Source organism: Pseudomonas paracarnis (assembly GCF_904063055.1).
Classification (GTDB): domain Bacteria; phylum Pseudomonadota; class Gammaproteobacteria; order Pseudomonadales; family Pseudomonadaceae; genus Aquipseudomonas; species Aquipseudomonas paracarnis.
On the sequence record NZ_CAJFCN010000006.1, the window covers coordinates 378,348 to 396,507 of the forward strand.

18 protein-coding genes and 1 tRNA gene are annotated in these 18,160 nt (G+C 59.7%); 4 read left to right on the forward strand and 15 right to left on the reverse strand.

What is annotated here, in order from left to right; all coding sequences use genetic code 11:
* Positions 1-190: 190 nt before the first annotated feature.
* Positions 191-280: transfer RNA gene (locus tag JMV15_RS15875), tRNA-Ser, on the reverse strand.
* 321 nt (positions 281-601) lie between these two features.
* On the opposite strand from JMV15_RS15875, the gene JMV15_RS15880 reads away from it, so the two are divergent.
* The 3 genes from JMV15_RS15880 to JMV15_RS15890 all read left to right on the forward strand — a co-directional run bounded on the left by JMV15_RS15880 (position 602) and on the right by JMV15_RS15890 (position 3,348).
* Positions 602-1,294 (forward strand): crotonase/enoyl-CoA hydratase family protein, encoded by a 693-nt coding sequence (locus JMV15_RS15880; RefSeq protein ID WP_014719521.1) that lies wholly within the window; start codon positions 602-604, stop codon positions 1,292-1,294.
* Positions 1,295-1,506: 212 nt separating this feature from the next.
* Entirely contained in the window at positions 1,507-2,229 is a 723-nt protein-coding gene (locus JMV15_RS15885; protein ID WP_069868710.1) for a 1-acylglycerol-3-phosphate O-acyltransferase, read from the forward strand.
* A 147-nt stretch (positions 2,230-2,376) separates the two neighbouring features.
* Positions 2,377-3,348, forward strand: a complete 972-nt coding sequence (locus JMV15_RS15890; RefSeq protein ID WP_003193449.1) for a magnesium and cobalt transport protein CorA — start codon at positions 2,377-2,379, stop codon at positions 3,346-3,348.
* Here the strand turns inward: JMV15_RS15890 and JMV15_RS15895 are convergent.
* From JMV15_RS15895 to JMV15_RS15905, 3 genes are all read right to left on the reverse strand, one after another.
* Positions 3,345-4,070, reverse strand: coding sequence for an amidotransferase (locus JMV15_RS15895; RefSeq protein ID WP_014719523.1), 726 nt, complete (start codon positions 4,068-4,070; stop codon positions 3,345-3,347). The genes JMV15_RS15890 and JMV15_RS15895 overlap by 4 nt on opposite strands.
* A 94-nt stretch (positions 4,071-4,164) precedes the next feature.
* On the reverse strand, positions 4,165-6,312 hold the full coding sequence (locus tag JMV15_RS15900) for a 3-hydroxyacyl-CoA dehydrogenase NAD-binding domain-containing protein (RefSeq protein WP_069868713.1): 2,148 nt from the start codon (positions 6,310-6,312) through the stop codon (positions 4,165-4,167).
* A 17-nt stretch (positions 6,313-6,329) separates the two neighbouring features.
* Positions 6,330-7,535 carry an acetyl-CoA C-acetyltransferase gene (locus tag JMV15_RS15905; RefSeq protein ID WP_014719525.1) on the reverse strand — a complete coding sequence of 402 codons (1,206 nt, stop codon included), beginning with the start codon at positions 7,533-7,535 and terminating at the stop codon, positions 6,330-6,332.
* Positions 7,536-8,185: 650 nt separating this feature from the next.
* Between JMV15_RS15905 and JMV15_RS15910 the strand changes: the two genes are divergently transcribed.
* Positions 8,186-8,992: a c-type cytochrome gene (locus JMV15_RS15910; protein WP_032874164.1), complete on the forward strand. Its 807-nt coding sequence runs from the start codon at positions 8,186-8,188 to the stop codon at positions 8,990-8,992.
* Between the two features lie 171 nt (positions 8,993-9,163).
* On the opposite strand, the gene JMV15_RS15915 is transcribed toward JMV15_RS15910, so the two are convergent.
* The 11 genes from JMV15_RS15915 to JMV15_RS15965 form a co-directional block, all read right to left on the reverse strand.
* Positions 9,164-9,946: a transglutaminase family protein gene (locus JMV15_RS15915; protein ID WP_032901589.1), complete on the reverse strand. Its 783-nt coding sequence runs from the start codon at positions 9,944-9,946 to the stop codon at positions 9,164-9,166.
* Positions 9,943-10,893, reverse strand: coding sequence for an alpha-E domain-containing protein (locus tag JMV15_RS15920; protein WP_014719528.1), 951 nt, complete (start codon positions 10,891-10,893; stop codon positions 9,943-9,945). The genes JMV15_RS15915 and JMV15_RS15920 overlap by 4 nt, the downstream gene beginning before the upstream one ends.
* Positions 10,894-10,897: 4 nt before the next feature.
* Positions 10,898-12,307 carry a circularly permuted type 2 ATP-grasp protein gene (locus JMV15_RS15925; RefSeq protein ID WP_019820591.1) on the reverse strand — a complete coding sequence of 470 codons (1,410 nt, stop codon included), beginning with the start codon at positions 12,305-12,307 and terminating at the stop codon, positions 10,898-10,900.
* Positions 12,308-12,735: 428 nt separating this feature from the next.
* Positions 12,736-13,077, reverse strand: a complete 342-nt coding sequence (locus tag JMV15_RS15930; RefSeq protein WP_003193463.1) for a ribonuclease E inhibitor RraB — start codon at positions 13,075-13,077, stop codon at positions 12,736-12,738.
* 213 nt (positions 13,078-13,290) lie between these two features.
* Positions 13,291-13,527, reverse strand: a complete 237-nt coding sequence (locus tag JMV15_RS15935) for a hypothetical protein (RefSeq protein WP_014719530.1) — start codon at positions 13,525-13,527, stop codon at positions 13,291-13,293.
* Positions 13,528-13,630: 103 nt separating this feature from the next.
* Positions 13,631-14,236 carry an START domain-containing protein gene (locus tag JMV15_RS15940; RefSeq protein ID WP_058410707.1) on the reverse strand — a complete coding sequence of 202 codons (606 nt, stop codon included), beginning with the start codon at positions 14,234-14,236 and terminating at the stop codon, positions 13,631-13,633.
* Between the two features lie 41 nt (positions 14,237-14,277).
* Positions 14,278-14,532 (reverse strand): YkgJ family cysteine cluster protein, encoded by a 255-nt coding sequence (locus JMV15_RS15945; protein WP_014719532.1) that lies wholly within the window; start codon positions 14,530-14,532, stop codon positions 14,278-14,280.
* 162 nt (positions 14,533-14,694) lie between these two features.
* On the reverse strand, positions 14,695-15,186 hold the full coding sequence (locus tag JMV15_RS15950) for a hypothetical protein (RefSeq protein ID WP_014719533.1): 492 nt from the start codon (positions 15,184-15,186) through the stop codon (positions 14,695-14,697).
* 94 nt (positions 15,187-15,280) lie between these two features.
* Complete coding sequence (locus JMV15_RS15955) at positions 15,281-16,720, reverse strand: aminotransferase-like domain-containing protein (RefSeq protein WP_003193472.1); 1,440 nt, start codon at positions 16,718-16,720, stop codon at positions 15,281-15,283.
* A gap of 264 nt (positions 16,721-16,984) precedes the next feature.
* Complete coding sequence (locus JMV15_RS15960) at positions 16,985-17,797, reverse strand: OmpA family protein (RefSeq protein ID WP_014719534.1); 813 nt, start codon at positions 17,795-17,797, stop codon at positions 16,985-16,987.
* A complete protein-coding gene (locus JMV15_RS15965) occupies positions 17,794-18,156 on the reverse strand; it encodes a DUF4398 domain-containing protein (RefSeq protein ID WP_014719535.1) in 363 nt (120 codons plus the stop codon). The genes JMV15_RS15960 and JMV15_RS15965 overlap by 4 nt, the downstream gene beginning before the upstream one ends.
* Positions 18,157-18,160: the final 4 nt, after the last annotated feature.

Sequence of the window (18,160 nt, forward strand, 5' to 3'; positions counted from 1 at the left end):
AGGGTCATGAGCCCCATGATGCGTCCATAAGGGGGGGCGCAGGATCAACTGATTACCATACAACGACAAGCCGGTTTGGTGTCAGCTTCAAGCCTGTAATGGATGATGTCGGCGCTGGATAGAAATGCTGGGTAGAACCCAGAAATGAAAAACCCCCGCAGACCTTTAATCTGCGGGGGTTTCAAGAATTTGGCGGTGAAGGAGAGATTCGAACTCTCGATACAATTTCTTGTATACACACTTTCCAGGCGTGCTCCTTAAGCCACTCGGACACTTCACCGTATCTCGTCAAACCAGTTCAGTCTGTCGAGGCGCGCTAATGTAGTCGAAAGCCTTTCTGATGGCAAAGGTTTTTTTCAGAATTTTCATGCGGTTAGACCGTTATGCCATTCACCGCGCGGCAAGGGGTGATGATTGTGCCATTCTCAGGCAGCGGCGGCACGCGTCTGGAGCGCTCGCTGCGCCCTGCTGCGGGGTGTCTACCCTTGAGGATGGGGCAAAAGCCTGACTGGGTAGTCAGTCACGGCGCTTTACCCGCGCGGGCGTGGTGAGTAACGTCTGCGCATCTACCTCTATAACAAGCCCTACAAGGAACCGCGTCATGAGTGAGTTGATTGCCTACCACTTCGAAGACGGTATCGCGACCCTGACCCTGAGCAACGGCAAGGTGAATGCCATTTCTCCGGCGGTGGTCAGTGAGTTTAATGCGGCGCTGGATCAGGCCGAGAAGGATCGGGCGGTGGTGATCATCACGGGCACGCCGGGGATTTTGTCGGGTGGTTATGATTTGAAGGTGATGACCGCCGGCCCTAAAGAGGCAATCAGCCTGGTGACCTCGGGTTCGACCCTGGCGCGGCGGATGTTGGCGCATCCGTTCCCGGTGATCGTGGCCTGCCCTGGCCATGCGGTGGCCAAAGGCGCGTTCCTGTTGTTGTCGGCCGATTATCGGATTGGCGTCGAAGGCCCGTTCAGCATTGGTCTGAATGAAGTGGCGATTGGCATGACCATGCACCACGCCGGTATCGAGCTGGCGCGGGATCGCCTGCGTAAGTCGGCGTTTCAGCGTTCGGTGATCAATGCCGAGATGTTTGATCCGCAAGGCGCCCTGCACGCAGGTTTCCTCGACAAGGTGGTGGCACCCGAAGAACTGCACGCCGCCGCACTGGAAGCGGCGCGGCAGCTGAAGAAGATCAATATGAACGCGCACAAGCACACCAAGTTGAAAGTGCGCCGTGCACTGCTCGAAGCCCTGGACGATGCAATCATCCAGGATCAGGGCCATAGCCTGAGCTAAGCCCTACCCCTGCTGTGCCTGAGCCCGACCTTGAGTCGGGCTTTTTCTTACCTATAAGTGTGAAACGTCCGTAGCCGCTCTAGCTAGCCGTTATCGGCCAATGTGGAAACATGCGCTTAAACATCGGCTATCTCCTACGTCTGCAGGGGCAATTGCCGAATACAGTGCACATCCGTACACTGCGCCACCTTTTCTCCCGATGGGCCGTGTCGATGCTTTTTCTGTTGCGTATGTTGTTGATGAGCCTGCACTTTCTGATCGCTGGCGTGCTGGGTGTGTTGGTCGGTGTGTGCCGGCCGTTCAATCCGGACAACAGCCGTCTCTGCGCTCGCCTCTATGCGTTGCCGGCCATGCGGATCCTGGGCTTGAACGTGAAGGCCGACGTCGACTCGCTGCGCAACAAGCCCGGTACCTGCGTGGTAATCGCTAACCATCAGTCCAACTACGATCTGTTTGTGCTCGGCAATGTAGTGCCGCACCGCACGGTCTGCATCGCCAAGAAAAGCCTGAAATGGGTACCGCTGTTCGGCCAGCTGTTCTGGCTGGCGGGCAATGTGCTGATTGACCGTGGCAATGCACACAAGGCGCGGCGTGCGATGCTGACCACCACGCATACCTTGCAGCATGAGGACACGTCAATCTGGGTGTTCCCGGAAGGTACGCGCAACCTGGGCAAAGGGTTGTTGCCGTTCAAGAAAGGCGCGTTCCATATGGCGATTGCGGCCGGTGTGCCGATCGTGCAGGTGTGCGTCAGCAATTACGTGACGCAGATGAAGCTCAATCGTTGGGACAGTGGCAGTGTGCTGATACGCTCGTTGCCGCCGATTCCTACCTGTGGGTTGACGGTGGATGACATCCCTCATTTGCTGCTGACGTGTCAGACGCAGATGAATGAGTGCATTGCACAGATGGACCGCGAACTGCAACGCGCGTAGGCGCCCGCTTAGGGTGACGCGGAGCGTCACGGGCGGCATTCCCACGCAGAGCGTGGGAACGATCAGTGATATCAGCCAGCAACAACGGAACGCCATTCAGGCTAAGCTGCCCAACATCTGTCCTCTTGATAAGAAGTGATCAGCACCATGGGTAGAGTTGTTGCGGCTGCCGTCTACAGCGCCGGTAAGAAAGTCTCGGATATCACTCTCGATGAAGGCGCGGCCTGGGCCGCCAAACCTGGGCACTTTGTGTGGATCGGCCTGGAAGAACCCAGCGCCCAGGAACTGAACAACCTGCAACGCCAGTTCAACCTGCACGAGCTGGCGATTGAAGACGCCATGGAAAAACACAGCCGCCCGAAGCTGGAAACCTTCGGCGACGCGCTGTTTATCGTCACCTACTCACCGGTGCGCGAGAACGGCAAGCTGGAGTTTATCGAAACCCATATTTTTGCCGGCAACGGCTACATCATAACCGCACGCAACGGTCACTCGGCGTCCTACGGCTTTGTGCGCCAACGCTGTGAGGCGCGCCCGTTGTTGCTGGAGCATGGGGAAGATTTCGTACTCTATGCGTTGCTGGATTTTGTCACTGAAAACTACCAGCCGGTGAGCGAGGCGATCCACGCCGAGATTGATGAGTTGGAGCGTAACGTGCTGTGCAGTTCGCTCAACGAGCGCGATATCCAGCACCTCCACGGCCTGCGCCGCGATGTGTTACGGCTCAAGCGGCACGTGGCGCCAATGGTGGAGATCAGCCAGGAGTTGCAGAAGCTGAGCTTCCCGTTTATCGACAAGAACATGCGCCCGTATTTCCGTGATGTGCAAATCCACGTGACGCGGCAAATGGAAGACCTCACCACCCTGCGCGACATTGCCAGCCAGACCATCGAGATCGGTGTGTTGCTGGAGGCGTCGCGCCAGAGCGTGGTGCAGCGCAAGTTCGCCGCGTGGGCGGCGATCCTGGCGTTCCCCACGGCGGTGGCGGGGATTTACGGGATGAACTTCCAGAACATGCCCGAGCTGCAATGGCACTACGGCTATTTTGCGGTGCTCGGTTTTATTACCTTGGGCTGTACCGGTTTATGGGCCAGCTTCAAGCGTTCGGGCTGGCTTTAAGCCTTGGCTTCAGGCTGGTGCGCCACAAAGCGCATCATCCACTCCGCCACGGTCACGCCGTGGTGGTCGCGCTCCAGGCTGGCCACGCCGTTGCTGTAGACCTTTTCACCCAGGGTTGTCTGAAGTATTTCCAGCAACTCACGGGAATAGTCGTGAACAAACTCCGGATGGCCCTGGAAGCACAGCACTTGGTCGCCAATGTGATACGCGGCAAACGGGCAGAATTCGCTCGAGGCGATCACGGTGGCGTTTTCTGGCAAGGTGGTGACTTGGTCCTGGTGGCTGATCAATAGCGTCAGCTCCGGCACCTCGGGGCTCATCCATGGCGTCTTGGCATCCAGCTTGTAAGCGTGGGTGCCCATGCCCCAGCCCTGGCTGGCACGTTCGGCCTTGCCGCCCAAGAGCAGCGCGAGCAACTGATGGCCGAAGCACACGCCCAGCAGCTTGTCGCCGCGCTCATAACGCGTGAGCAGGTAGGTCTTGAGCGTCTGGATCCAAGGGTCGGTACCGAAGGAATCGGCCTTGCTGCCGGTGATCAGGTACGCGTCAAACACTTCGTCATCCGGTGGGTACTCGCCCTGCACCACGTTGTAGACCACAAACTCGGCGGCAATCGGTTGCTTGGCGAACAGGCGCTTGAACATCTGCCCATAGCCTTGGTACTCATCGATCAAAGCGGGGCGCAGAATATCGGTTTCCAGGATGCAGACGCGTAGCGACATAAAAAATACCTGACACGGCGATGGGAATATTGCACACCCCAGAGCCTGCCTTGAAATACACCTTCAAAGCAAGCTCTCCCCTCCTACATTTTGATTACCGGAACACTTCACCCTGCGCGGCTTTCTCCAACAACAACGCCGGCGGCGAGAAGCGCTCCCCATACTGCTCTGCCAGGTAGCGGGCGCGGGCGATGAAGTCGTTCAGCCCGTACTGGTTGATAAACTGCAACGCGCCGCCACTCCACGCGGCAAAGCCGATGCCGAAGATTGAACCAACGTTGGCATCCGCCGTGGACATCAACACGCCCTCCTCCACACAGCGCACGGTTTCGATGGCTTGGATAAACAACAAGCGGTCGCGCACGTCCTGGGGTGAGATTTGCTCGTCGGGCTGTTCAAACCGGGTTTTCAGCTCAGGCCACAGGTGCTTCTGGCCTCCAGCGGGATAGTCGTAAAAACCACCGCCGGCCGCCTTGCCCGTGCGCTTGTATTCGTTCACCAACAGATCAATCACCGCCGTCGCCGGATGGTTCGGCATAGCCTTGCCTTCGGCCTGCAGGTCCTTGGCCGTTTGCTGTCGGATATGGCTCATCAGGCTGAGGGACACTTCATCGGACACCGCCAACGGCCCCACCGGCATGCCGGCCTTGCGCGCTTCGGTCTCGATCATCGGCGCGGCCACGCCTTCGCCGAGCATGGCGATGCCTTCGTTGGTAAAGGTGCCGAATACCCGCGAGGTGAAAAAGCCGCGACTGTCGTTGACCACAATCGGGGTTTTCTTGATTTGCAGTACGAAGTCAAACCCTCGGGCCAGGGTTTCGTCGCTGGTGCGCGCCCCTTTGATGATTTCCACCAGGGGCATCTTGTCCACGGGGCTGAAGAAGTGCAGGCCGATGAACTTGGCTTGATCGGGCACCGCCGTGGCCAAGCCGCTGATGGGCAAGGTGGAGGTGTTGGAGGCGATCACCGCGTCGGCCCCCACCACACTTTGCGCCGCGGCCGAGACCTTGGCCTTGAGTGCGCGGTCTTCGAATACGGCCTCGATGATCAGGTCGCAGCCGGCCAGGCCGGCGTCATCCTGAGTAGGATGAATGCGCGCCAGGGTGGTTTCGCGCTGTTCGGCGGTCAATTGCCCACGGCTGACTTTCTTGTCCAGCAATGCGGCCGAATGGGCTTTGCCTTTTTCAGCGGCGGCCAGGGTGATGTCTTTGAGCACCACCTCGATACCCGCACAGGCACTGACATAGGCGATGCCCGCGCCCATCATCCCGGCGCCGAGCACACCGACTTTGCGCGTTACATAAGGCGCGAAGCCCTGCGGGCGCGAGCTGCCGGCGTTGATTTGGTTGAGCTGGAACCAGAAGGTGCCGATGATGTTTTTTGCCACTTGCCCGGTCACCAGTTCGGTGAAGTAGCGGGTTTCGATCAGGTGCGCGGTGTCGAAGTCCACCTGGGCGCCCTCGACCGCCGCACAGAGGATTTTCTCCGGCGCAGGGAAGCAGCCTTGGGTCTTGCTACGCAAAATCGATGGGGCAATGGCGAGCATTTGCGCAACTTTAGGGTGGGACGGCGTGCCGCCGGGAATCGCGTAGCCCTTGTTGTCCCAGGGTTGCCTAACGTCGGGATTAGCCAGAACCCAGGCACGGGACTGAGCCAACAATGCCTCGCGATCTGCCGCCAACTCATCAATCAGGCCCGCTTGCAGGGCCTGGGCGGGCCGCACCTTTTTGCCTTCGAGCAAATACGGCAAGGCTTTTTCCAGGCCGAGCATGCGCACCATGCGCACCACGCCGCCGCCCCCTGGCAACAGGCCAAGGGTGACTTCCGGCAAGCCCAGTTGCACGGACTTGTCGTCCAGCGCGACCCGGTGATGGCAGGCCAGGCAAATTTCCCAACCGCCGCCCAGGGCCGCGCCATTGATCGCGGCCACCACCGGTTTGCCGAGGGTTTCCAGGCGGCGTAATTGCGCTTTCAATACCAAGACACTGTCGTAGAACGCCTTGGCGTGGGCTTTATCGACCTTGATCAGCTCATTGAGGTCGCCCCCGGCAAAAAAGGTCTTCTTGGCCGAGGTGATCACCACCCCGGCGATCTCGTCCTTTTCAGCTTCCAGGCGCGTGAGGGTGGCCGCCATGGCTTCACGGTAGGCGGCGTTCATGGTGTTGGCGCTCTGGCCGGGCATGTCGAGGGTCAGCACCACGATCTGGTCCTGGCCTTTTTCGTAACGAATGGCATCGGTCATGACAAATTTCCTTAGGCTCAGAGACGTTCGATGATGGTGGCGATACCCATGCCACCGCCGACGCATAAGGTGGCCAGGCCGTAGCGTTGCTGGCGCGCCTCCAGCTCGTCGAGCAAGGTGCCGAGAATCGCGCAGCCGGTGGCGCCCAAGGGGTGGCCCATGGCGATGGAGCCGCCGTTGACATTGACCCGTGCGGCGTCGATGCCCATGTCCTTGATGAACTTGAGCACGACCGAAGCAAAGGCTTCGTTGACTTCGAACAGGTCGATGTCCTCGACCCGCAGGCCGGCTTTGGCCAGCGCCTTGCGAGTGGCCGGCGCGGGGCCGGTGAGCATGATCGTCGGGTCGGTACTGGTCACCGCCGTGGCGACAATACGCGCCCGCGGTTGCAGGCCCAGTTCACGGCCTTTGGCCTCGGAACCGATCAGCATCAACGCGGCGCCATCCACAATGCCGGAACTGTTGCCCGGCGTGTGCACATGGTGGATGCGCTCCACGTGGCTATAGACCCGCAACGCGGTGGCGTCGAAGCCCATCTGGCCCATCATTTCGAAGCTCGGCTTGAGCTTGCCCAAGCCCTCGAGGGTTGAGTCGCCGCGGATAAATTCGTCATGGTCCAGCAGCACGATGCCGTTCTGGTCGTGCACCGCGATTAGCGACTTATTGAAGGAACCGTCTGCCCGCGCCCTGGCTGCTTTCTGCTGGGACTGTAGGGCAAAGGCGTCGACATCCTGGCGCGTGAAGCCTTCCAGGGTGGCAATCAGGTCGGCGCCAATGCCTTGGGGCGTGAAGTGGCTGTGCATATTGGTTTGCGGGTCGAGTACCCAGGCGCCGCCATCGCTGCCCATGGGCACGCGGGACATGGACTCGACGCCGCCAACAACCACCAGGTCTTCGAAGCCGGAACGCACCTTCATCGCCCCCAGGTTCACCGCTTCCAGGCCCGACGCGCAGAAGCGATTGACCTGCACACCGGCCACACTGACATCCCAGTCGGCCACCAGCGCGGCGGTCTTGGCGATATCGGCGCCCTGGTCGCCAACGGGCGTGACGCAGCCCAGGACGATGTCATCCACTTGGCGGGTGTCGAGGTCGCTGCGCTGCGCCAGCGCCGTGAGCAAGCCAGCCACCAGGTTTACCGGCTTGACGCTGTGCAGGGCACCGTCGGCCTTGCCCTTACCCCGGGGCGTGCGTATCGCATCAAAAATCAAAGCTTGGGTCATGACATCCTCGAACCGCTGTGGGTGTGTGCTCCTACCTTAGGCCCGATTGACACGGTTTCAATGACGGATGCGCTCATTGCTTTTGACCCCCTCGCTCGGACGAACGGTAGGTTCCTACGGGAAATCCCTGATTAATCGTTTTAGCTGTCTAGCCCTAGGGCTGGCGCCAAGATGGCAATAAGCCTCATGCCGTTTTTAGCGCAAATACTTCTTAGCTGATATGAAATGAGTCTAAGCCAGAAAGAACGGGCGCTCTAAGGTTGAATCTGTAAGACGCTGTTGCCGGGTTTTGCTGGAACAGTTGTAAGAAAAGTGCAACGTCACCTCGCGATACTGAAATAAACCAGCACGCATTTGACGCTCAGGAATAACAACAAAAGAAAAGGCAGTCAGCCATGTTCAAACAATCGAAAGTACGTCAGGCGGGACTTATTCTGTTCGCCACCACCTTGATTCTGATCTTGCCCAATTTAACCAAGGTTATTGGGTGACACTCCCCGCTTGCGTGCACACACCGCACCAGGCCTGCAGTTTTTGGCAGCACCTGCCAGGACATTGCGCTTAGCGCTCCTGTTTTGCAGGGGCTGTCTTTTTACCTGCCGTTTTCCGTTATCGTGTGCGCCCTCACTCTCTCGCAACGGGCCTGTGCCTTGAAACCGATCCTCGCCCTTTTTGCCCTGCTGCTGAGCCTGCCCGCGGCGGCGGCACAGTTGACCATCGAGTTGGACCACAGCCAAAAGACCTGGCAGACCGCCGAGTTGCTCAAGCACCCCGACGCTCAGACGGTGCAGATCGTCGATGATGTGTCCTACAAGCGCACTATGACCTATCGTGCGGTGCCCCTGGCGGTGCTCTTACCGGGCCTTAAATCTGCGAACCACCTGCAAGCCGTTGCCCTTGATGGTTTTGCCGCCGAACTTGCCGCCGCGCCGTTACTGGAAAAAAACGGCGCCCGCGCCTGGCTGGCCGTGGAAGACCCGGCCCATCCATGGCCACCGCTGGCACAGGGCAAGCCCAGCGCCGGGCCGTTCTATCTGGTCTGGACCAACCCTCAAGCCGGGCATATCAGCCCCGAACAGTGGCCGTTCCAGGTATCGAAACTCAAGCAGTTGCAGACGGTTGGCGAGCGTTTCCCGGCGTTATTGCCCGACCCGAAGCTGGCGGCGAACGACCCGATCAACCAGGGCTTTGCGTTGTTCCAGAAGAACTGCCTGGCGTGCCATCGCCTCAATGGCGGCGGTGATGCCCAGATGGGGCCGGACCTGAATGTGCCCTACAACCCCACCGAGTATTTCAGCGGGGATTTCCTCAAGCGTTACATCCGCGACCCGCAAAGCCTGAGGCAGTGGCCACAGGCGAAGATGCCGGCGTTTACAGCGAGTGTATTGCCAGACAATGAGTTGGATTTGCTGGTGGGGTATTTGCGGCATATGGCGGGCCGCAAACAGCAACCTTGAGCCTGCGCTGTATCGATCGTTCCCACGCTCCGCGTGGGAACGCCTCTTGTGATGCTCTGCGTCACGCTTTGGGACGCGGAGCGTCCTCGGCTGCATTCCCACGCAGAGCGTGGGAACGATCAAGCAACGCAGAGCGTGGGAACGATCAAGCAACGCAGAGCGCGGGGGCGATCATTGCTGCGGCGCCACGAATACCTTGGCATGCATCTGCTCATGCCCACCGCCACGGCGCATCCCCCGGACCGGGCAGGCGTCGAGGTAGTCCAGGCCCACGGCCAGCTTCAAGTGCCGCTCCGGCCGCGCCAGTTGGTTGGTCACGTCAAAGCTGTACCAGGCGTCATCCAGCCAGGCTTCGGCCCAGGCATGGCTGGCCAGGTGCGTGCTGTCTTCGGTATACAGATACCCCGACACATACCGCGCAGGGATCCCCAGGCTGCGTGCGCAGGCCAGGAACGCATGGGTGTGGTCCTGGCACACCCCTGCTGCACCTGCAAAGGCCTGGGCGGCGCAGGTATCGACGTCGGTCGCACCGGGGGTGTAGACCATGGTGTGGTTAAGCGCGTGCATCAAGTCGATAAGCGCCGTGCGGTCGCGACGCTGATGGCAGTGTTGCCCGGCAAACCCGCGCAGGGCGTCGTCGGGCTCGGTGAGGCGCGTGGAGCGCAGGAACGGAAAGGCAGACTGACTTTCGTGTTCGGCCTCGCGCAATTCATCGATCTCCACCACGCCCCGGGCGCCGATGATGATGGCGTCGTGGGGTTCGTCCAGCGTGAGCACATGCAAGATATTGCCGAAGGGGTCCACCTGTGCCCGCACCGGGCGCGGCAGGTCGAGTTGCCAGCTCAGCACGTGTTGGCGCTCGCTGTCATGGGGCGTCAGGCGCAGGTACTGAATGCTGGCGCGCACCTGGTCTTCGTAGTGGTAGGTAGTGTCGTGGCTGATGGAGAGTCTCATGCCGCCTCCAGGTAGGAACTGTAGATGGCGTCGCCCAACTGGCGGACCAAGGGGATAAAGTCGGTCAGCCAGGCATGCAGGCCTTCCTCGAGGATTTCGTCGATGGCCGTAAAGCGCAGGCGCGCATCCATCTCGGCGGCCAGGCGCTGGGCCGGGCGGCCGTTGATGCCGGGCAGGCTGGCGAGGATCTGGTCGATCTCTTCGCTGCAAGCGCGCAGCGAACGCGGCACATCCGCGCGTAACAGCAGCAGCTCAGCCACTTGCCGAGCCCCCGGGGCATCGCGATAAATCTCGGTGTACGCCTCGAATGACGACAGTGCGCGCAGCAACGCACTCCATTGGTAATACGCGTGAGCCGTGCCATCGCTGACGACCGCCGCGTGTTCGCCGGCCATTTCGTAGCGGGCATCGAGCAAGCGCAGGGTGTTATCGGCGCGCTCGATAAAGGTGCCCAGGCGAATAAAGCGGAAGGCATCGTTGCGCATGATAGTGCCGTAAGTGGCGCCCCGAAACAGATGGGAGCGCTCCTTGACCCACTCACAAAACCGGCTCATGCCGTAATGGCTCAGGCCCTGCTGGGCGATATCGCGTATGTCCAGCCAAGTGGCATTGATGTTTTCCCACATGTCGGCGGTGATTCGCCCACGTACAGCGTGAGCGCTGGCCCGCGCCGCACCCAGACAGCTGTAGATGCTCGCCGGGTTGGCCGCGTCCAGGGCAAAAAAGTGCAGCAAGCGTTCAGCGTGCAAGGGGCCATGGCGCTCGTGGTAATCGTCCAGGGTGCTGGTGATCAACAGCGGCATGGCCAACTCGTGCAGGCCATCGCCGCGCCCGTCCTGGGGCATCAGCGACAGCGAATAGCTGACATCGAGCATGCGCGCGAGGTTTTCGGCACGCTCCAGGTAGCGCGACATCCAGTACAAATCCGAGGCAGTTCTACTCAACATGGCATCAGCCCTCGACCACCCAGGTGTCTTTGGTTCCGCCGCCCTGGGACGAGTTGACCACCAGCGAGCCTTCGCGCAGCGCCACGCGGGTCAGGCCACCCGGTACCACGCGGGTCTCCTTGCCGGACAACACGAAAGGGCGCAGGTCTATGTGGCGCGGGGCGATGCCGTTCTCGACAAAAGTCGGGCAGGTAGACAAGCACAGGGTCGGCTGCGCGATATAAGCGTGTGGCTTGGCCTTGATACGTGCCCGGAACGCTTCGATTTCTGCCGTGGTAGACGCCGGTCCAACCAACATGCCGTAACCACCGGAACCCTGGGTTTCCTTGACCACCAGCTCGGGCAGGTTGGCCAGTACGTGGGACAATTCGTCAGGCTTACGGCATTGGAAGGTCGGAACGTTCTGCAGGATCGGCTCTTCGTCGAGGTAGAAGCGAATCATCTCGGTGACGAACGGATACACAGATTTGTCGTCCGCAACCCCGGTGCCAATGGCGTTGGCCAGCACCACATTGCCGCAACGGTAGGCGGCGAGCAGGCCGGGCACACCGAGCATGGAGTCCGGGTTGAAGGCCAGCGGGTCAAGGAACGCATCATCAAGGCGACGGTAGATCACATCGACAGCCTTGGGCCCGTCGGTGGTGCGCATGAACACACGGTCATCGCGCACGAACAAATCCGCACCTTCCACCAATTCCACACCCATTTCCCGAGCCAGGAAGGCATGTTCGAAGAACGCGCTGTTGAAACGCCCGGGCGTCAGTACCACCACACTGGGGTTATCCAGGGGGCTGGCGCTTTTGAGGGTGTCGAGCAGCAGGTTGGGGTAATGGTCGATGGGCGCGATGCGCTGGGCCGCGAACAGCTCGGGGAACAGACGCATCATCATTTTGCGGTCTTCAAGCATGTAGCTGACACCGCTGGGCGTGCGCAGGTTGTCCTCGAGCACGTAGTACGTGCCGTCGCCATCGCGTACGAGGTCGACCCCGGAGATGTGCGAATAGATATCGCGGTGCAAATCCAGGCCCTGCATTGCCAACTGGTATTGCTCGTTGGCCAGTACCTGTTCGGCGGGGATGATGCCGGCCTTGATGATGCGTTGATCGTGGTACAGGTCGGCGAGGAACAGGTTCAGCGCCTTGACCCGCTGGATGCAGCCGCGCTCGACAATCCGCCATTCACTCGCTGGAATGCTGCGGGGGATGGTGTCGAAGGGGATCAGGCGCTCGGTGCCTTGTTCGTCCCCGTAGAGGGTAAAGGTGATACCGGCGCGGTGGAACAGCAAATCGGCTTCACGCCGGCGCTGGGCCAGCAGTTCGGCAGGGGTGTCGGCCAGCCAACGGGCGAACTCGCGATAATGGGGGCGAACCTGCCCTGCCCCATCGTACATTTCATCGTAATAAGTGCGAATCATGCCGTACTCCTTGTCACCCGGACGCAAGAACCTTCGCAAGGCCCGTGCCAGCGGCATAAACACTTAATAATCAACCAGTTGAATAATCCAAGCGCATTCCTCGCACCGTCCTGGTGCGCACAATGGCTTGGGTCACGTCGCGCGCCTCATTGCAATGCGGTCTTTGACTATCAACAGCATAGCCAGAGTTGATTTCACTGCCCGGCTGGCGCTGCGGATAATCACCTCCATCGGCTGAACAGGAGACGTCCTACAGCGAAACCTTTTGTGCAAGCGATATCGTGTGACTTCGTGTACTGATCTACTCCCTTGAGCTTCCCTTTCCGCCACCCTATCCGGGTGGCTTTTTTTTGCACGTAAAACGCCGTCCAAACAAAATCGGCCGACCCAAAGGTCAGCCGATACGCTGTGGTGCTCATAAATACCAACTACATGGGTAACCCACGCACCTCCTGCTTGACGCCCCATCCTTCAATGATCCCTCCCAGGGGCTCGACCACTGCTTCAAAGTCTTGCTCGAAATCTCCTATGCCGTCGTAGGTTGCGAACATGATTTTGCTCAGTTCCAGGTACCAGGCGCCATCGTCGCGCGCGCTGACCTGAGCGTTGAGGGACTCCCCACGAAATCGACCCGCCGCCCTGCGCGCCCGTTCCTCATCCGGGAAAATGGCGTAGAACTCGATGGGGTGAAAACGCGAGAAATCAAAGCCGCCTTCTTTCATGCGGCGCAGTACGTTGGTGCTGATGTCTTCTTGATAGGCTGTGCTCATGAAACGTCCTCCTCAAACCGATGGATAGACTTTCCGTGCTTCCTGAAGCCCCGCGCCCTGCTGGCGTGGGCACCACGGCATAACAACGCCGCAGGAAAACAAGCATGTAGCTGACAAGACCAGACCTTAGCGATTCATTCGCTGATCTCGATTGCAGAGTAGCGCGAAGCTATCACCTCCACCAGAGGTGCTCGTGTGGCGTGTGAAAAATGTTTAGACGGAGGGAGAAATATCGAGAATCTGGATACTGTTCTGGTCTTTGAGAATCTTGACCGTAGGCTCGGGTTTCCGGCCTTCCAGGTCATTGAGATCGAGTTCGGCAGCAATCGGCACCAGCTTCGCACGAATCATATGCGCAGCGTCTTCGAGGCTGGGCTTTTGTTCGCAGGTGAACTGCTGCACGGACTTTTCACCGTGATCATCAACGAAGGTAATTTGCCACGTTTGCATCGGTGCCTCCTCGATAAAACCCATAGGTGGGCTTACAAGTATCTGGACCTTGGCGGCGCGCAAAACGTTCCGCTCAAGCCCGGAGGCACCGGATCAACTGCACTTATTTTTCAGCGTGTTCTTTCAAGGCTTTCAAGGTATTGAACGGCGCTTCCACCACGAACTTGTTGGCCAGCCACGAAGGTACGCTGCCGCCTGGCTCGGTGTGTACCTGGTAGGTGACTTCGGTCTGGTTATCGCCCTTTGGCACCAGTTTCCAGAAACCGTCCACCTGGGCAACCCGCACGTAGCCTTTTGCTTCTGGCTTGTAGGTCGGCACACCTTCCAGTTTGCGCGTGACGGTGCCGTCAGCGGCTTTGGTGGTGGTGACGTGGATGTACGAGTCGCGGTCCGTCACGGGGAACGGGGCCTTGAACTGGGTGTAGGTCCAGGCCTCGTCGCCTTTCTTGTCGACGAGTTGCTGGGATTTGCATTCATGGATCCATGCGCAAGCACCGACCACATCTTCCTGCAGCGCCTGGACCTTGGCCAAAGGCGCCTTGATCACCGTCACACCGCGATACGCCTTGTACTTGGAACCGGCAACCTCGCTCAGGGAGACCTTGATACCGTCTTCGTCCTTGGCGACTTGCCAATCCTCAGCCTGGGCAGTAGCCGCCAACAACAGCGTAAAACCGCACAGTACAGCCACTCGTTTCAGCGAACCCATCGTTGTATTCCTTATTGTTGAAGTTCCGATAGTAAAGCCCATCAAGCCGCCGTCATCTGTTCCCACCAACCGATCAGGCGAATGGCATCGGCCTGGTCATTGCCGCACACCTCAATATCGGGCTTGAAATCACTGCATACGGCTGGCCGCTGCGGTTGACCGAACAACTGGCACAGTTGTTCCACCGACAAGTGCACGCAGCGAACGCCAGCGGGCTTGCCATGGGGCATTCCCGGCAACGGTGAACTGATGGAGGGGGCAATGCAGCATGCGCCACAGCCTTCACGGCATTTCATGACCAGCAGGTCCTCGACGACTCAATAGGGATGGCCGGGCTAGAGTACGCCCTTAAACAGACGTTTTAAAATGGCCCAACAGGGGTTTTTCGCACAAAACAAAAGTGACCGACCAGTCTGCGACAGATGGTCGGCGACCTGGGTCACCTGTGGTGCGAAAGTTTATTGCTTGAATTCGAAATCCAGCGCAGCGCCTTCAACATCACGGCGCTCTTCGTTACGCAGTTGCAGCTTCATCTCATTGCTGAGCAAGCGGCCGTTGATCTGGAACGCGCTGTTGTCGGTGGGCTTTTCGCCAAACATTGGCGGCAGCAAGGGCACACTCTTGGGCTTGGGCATGGTACCGATGGGTTGCAAGTGCCTGACCATGTCCGAAGGCAGGGACAGGTCCAACTGTGCCGGTGGCAGTTTGGTCTGGGCGACTTCATGGGCCGACTTGGACTTGCTCGCCACGGGTGCACGCTTTTTGGTCGAGGCGGCTTTCTTTTGTGCGGCGGGGGCTTTTTTCGCAGGCGCTGGCTGCTTGGCTGAGGTCTTTTGCTCGGCACCGACAGCAGGCTTGCCTTCAGCCACCGGCGCTGCAGCCAGTACGCTCCCGGCATTGCACAGGCTCAGCAGACCAAGCATCAACGTAACGCGAAAAATAGAAGTCATATCGCCAACAGCATTAACGGCAGAAGGCCATATGCTCGCTTGTTGTGCGCGGCATGACAAGGGCACAGATCAGTCTTGTGCCCTTTTGCTCGCCTCAAAAACCCGCTGCGGCCTCCTGGCACAGCTGGCTGGCAAGCATTCCCAGGGTCATCAACGCCCTCTCCGCCTCGCGGTTCCACGGCGTGCCGCAATTGAGGCGAATACAGTGGTTGAACTGTTCGGTATTACTGAAAATCAGCCCTGGCGCAATGCTGATGCCTTGTTGCAGGGCACGCACATGCAGTTCCTGAGTATTGACCCGCCCCGGCAAACTGACCCACAAGATAAAGCCGCCGGTCGGGCGGGTCATTTGGGTGCCTTCGGGGAAATACTGCTGCACCGCCAATTGGAAGGCACTGAGGTTCTTGCGGTATTCCTGGCGGATGTAGCGCAAATGACGGTCGTAGCCACCGTTTTCCAGATAGGCCGCGACGCCCATCTGCGTGACGCTGCAAGCAGAATGCGTGCTGAACATCTGCAGGCGCTGGATTTCCTGCTGGTACTTGCCGGCAATCATCCAACCAATGCGCACGCCCGGCGACAAGGTCTTGGAAAAGCTTGAGCAATAGATTACCCGGTCGAGGCGGTCGTAGGCCTTCAGGGCTTTGGTGCGGCCGAGTTCGAACATCAACTCGCCGTAAATGTCATCTTCGACGATCTGGATATCGAAGTCCGAGGCCAGGCGCAGCAACTGTTTCTGCCGCTCCTCCGGCATGGTGCCGCCCAGCGGATTACTCAGGCGCGTGGTCAACACCAGCGCCTTGATCGACCATTGGTTGGCGGCCAGTTGCAGGGCTTCCAGGCTCATGCCTGTGGCGGGGTCGCTGGGGATCTCGATCACCTTGAGGCCCAGCAGATCAGCCAATTGCAGCAGGCCGTAATAGGTGGGTGATTCAGCCGCGATCAGGTCGCCAGGGCGCGTCAGCACGCGCAACGACATTTGCAATGCATCGACACAGCCGTGGGTGATCACCACTTCGGAAGGGTCCACCACCACGCCCGCATCGCGCATACGGATCGCCACCTGGCGCCGCAATGGTTCAAAGCCAGGGCTGAACATGTAGCTGAAGGCCCGTGGGCTCTGGAAACGCGTGACCTTGGCCAACTGCTGATGCAGTGCCCGCACCGGCAGGTAGTCGACACTCGGCACCGCCGCGCCCAAGGGAAACACCCCTTCGCGGCGCGACTCGACCAGCACCTGCTGGATGATACTGCTACGGGTGACCAACCCTGGGCGCTCGACCCGTGCGATATCAGGCGTAGGCGCCGTGAGTGCTGGCGTCTGGTGCACGTAATAGCCCGACTGCGGCCGCGCCCGGATCAGCCCCTGGTCTTCCAGGTTGGCGTAGGCCTGCAGCACCGTGGCATGGCTCACATTGAGCTGGGAACTCATCTTGCGCACCGACGGCACGCGCTCCCCCGGTTGGTAGACACCGCGCCGGATGTCCTCAGCCAGTTGCTGGGCAATACGTTGGTAAAGCAACAGATTGGTCATGACGCAGCACTCGATTTCACGGGTATTTTATTTTTGTGTGAAACATACCGGCACAGTTTAGAAGTGTACGGGGACAGTTGCCACAATAGTCGAGCGCGGGCGGGAGTGACAGTAAAAACTGCGGGGGAGCTGGGGTGGGCATCGCCGAAACGAAATGTGGGAGCGGGCTTGCCCGCGAAAGCGGTGTGTCAATCAGTACATTCGGTACTGAGCCACCGCATTCGCGGGCAAGCCCGCTCCCACAATTTGGATCTGCGTCAGACTTTAGCGTACTGCGCCCAATTGGCCCTTCTCGTCAGAGAACACAATTTCCACTCGGCGATTCTGTGCACGACCACGCTCGGAGGCATTGGCTTCCACCGGGTATTGGTCGCCATAGCCTTCGACCTCGATGCGCTTGTCATCAATACCCAGGTCCATCAACAGATCGGCCACCGATTGAGCACGGTCGCGGGACAGTTTCAGGTTTTCCTGCTCGCCACCGGTGTTGTCGGTGTAGCCCTCGATGCGCACCCGACGCTTGGGGTTCAGTTGCAGGAATTGCACGATCTTGAGCACCGTGCGGTTGGCCGAGTTCTGCAGTTCAGCTTCGCCGGTGTCGAACAGTACGTCCCCCAGGGTCATCACCAGGCCACGGTCGGTCTGGGTGGTGAGGCTGGCGATTTGCGCTTCAACCCACTTGCCCTGCTGTTGCACGCTGGCCAGCTTGTTTTCGCGCAAGGCCAGTTGCAGGCGCTGACGTTCCAACTCCAGTTGGGTGCCGCGCTCGGCATTCAGGCCCTGCTGGGTGTGCTCTCGGGCGATGGCGCTGTAACGCTGGCTCAGGTAAGCGTAATGCACCACATCCGCGCCGCTGCCCCAGTAGCTGGACAGGCGATCGGCGCGGGCCAGGGACTCGCCGGCGCGGATCACGTCCTTGGGGGCGAAGCGCAGTACGTTGGCGTCTTCCTTGACCTTTTGAAAGTCATCGCCGGCCTGCTGCAACGCCTGCTCGCTCGTGGGTTGGCTGGCACAGCCGCCCAAGGCCGCGCCGCCCAGCAGCAGTACACAGCTCAAACTACGGATCATCGGGCTCATTGTGCGTCTCCCAACTGCAGTTGCTTACGCAGGCGAGTGATACGGGTATTGAGCACGTTCAATTGTTCCTGGCTCTTGCCGGTCAGCACTTTGGCTTCGGCCAGGCGTGCGTCCAGCTCAGCCTGCTCGGCGCGCATCCGCGCTCGCTTGTAGGATTGGTCGGCCATGTTGCCCTTGGCCCGGGCGAATTTTTCTTCGGCCAGCTTCAGTTCGGGGGATTCATCGGTGTTGGCCCCGACCGCGGTGGCTTGTTCCAAGGCTTGCTGGGTCAGGCGCATTTGTTCGATCGGCGCAGGATCGGTTGCGCATCCCGCCAGCGCGACAACGGCAAGGGCCGCGAAAAGAGCTCGAAAAATCACTGTA

Excerpts from the sequence above, each read along its gene's own strand:
- JMV15_RS15880 (WP_014719521.1), top strand. The coding sequence starts at position 602 with ATGAGTGAGTTGATTGCCTACCACTTCGAAGACGGTATCGCGACCCTG.
- JMV15_RS15885 (WP_069868710.1), top strand. The coding sequence starts at position 1,507 with ATGCTTTTTCTGTTGCGTATGTTGTTGATGAGCCTGCACTTTCTGATC.
- JMV15_RS15890 (WP_003193449.1), top strand. The coding sequence starts at position 2,377 with ATGGGTAGAGTTGTTGCGGCTGCCGTCTACAGCGCCGGTAAGAAAGTC.
- JMV15_RS15895 (WP_014719523.1), bottom strand. The coding sequence starts at position 4,070 with ATGTCGCTACGCGTCTGCATCCTGGAAACCGATATTCTGCGCCCCGCT.
- JMV15_RS15900 (WP_069868713.1), bottom strand. The coding sequence starts at position 6,312 with ATGACCGATGCCATTCGTTACGAAAAAGGCCAGGACCAGATCGTGGTG.
- JMV15_RS15905 (WP_014719525.1), bottom strand. The coding sequence starts at position 7,535 with ATGACCCAAGCTTTGATTTTTGATGCGATACGCACGCCCCGGGGTAAG.
- JMV15_RS15915 (WP_032901589.1), bottom strand. The coding sequence starts at position 9,946 with ATGAGACTCTCCATCAGCCACGACACTACCTACCACTACGAAGACCAG.
- JMV15_RS15920 (WP_014719528.1), bottom strand. The coding sequence starts at position 10,893 with ATGTTGAGTAGAACTGCCTCGGATTTGTACTGGATGTCGCGCTACCTG.
- JMV15_RS15925 (WP_019820591.1), bottom strand. The coding sequence starts at position 12,307 with ATGATTCGCACTTATTACGATGAAATGTACGATGGGGCAGGGCAGGTT.
- JMV15_RS15930 (WP_003193463.1), bottom strand. The coding sequence starts at position 13,077 with ATGAGCACAGCCTATCAAGAAGACATCAGCACCAACGTACTGCGCCGC.
- JMV15_RS15935 (WP_014719530.1), bottom strand. The coding sequence starts at position 13,527 with ATGCAAACGTGGCAAATTACCTTCGTTGATGATCACGGTGAAAAGTCC.
- JMV15_RS15940 (WP_058410707.1), bottom strand. The coding sequence starts at position 14,236 with ATGGGTTCGCTGAAACGAGTGGCTGTACTGTGCGGTTTTACGCTGTTG.
- JMV15_RS15945 (WP_014719532.1), bottom strand. The coding sequence starts at position 14,532 with ATGAAATGCCGTGAAGGCTGTGGCGCATGCTGCATTGCCCCCTCCATC.
- JMV15_RS15950 (WP_014719533.1), bottom strand. The coding sequence starts at position 15,186 with ATGACTTCTATTTTTCGCGTTACGTTGATGCTTGGTCTGCTGAGCCTG.
- JMV15_RS15955 (WP_003193472.1), bottom strand. The coding sequence starts at position 16,720 with ATGACCAATCTGTTGCTTTACCAACGTATTGCCCAGCAACTGGCTGAG.
- JMV15_RS15960 (WP_014719534.1), bottom strand. The coding sequence starts at position 17,797 with ATGAGCCCGATGATCCGTAGTTTGAGCTGTGTACTGCTGCTGGGCGGC.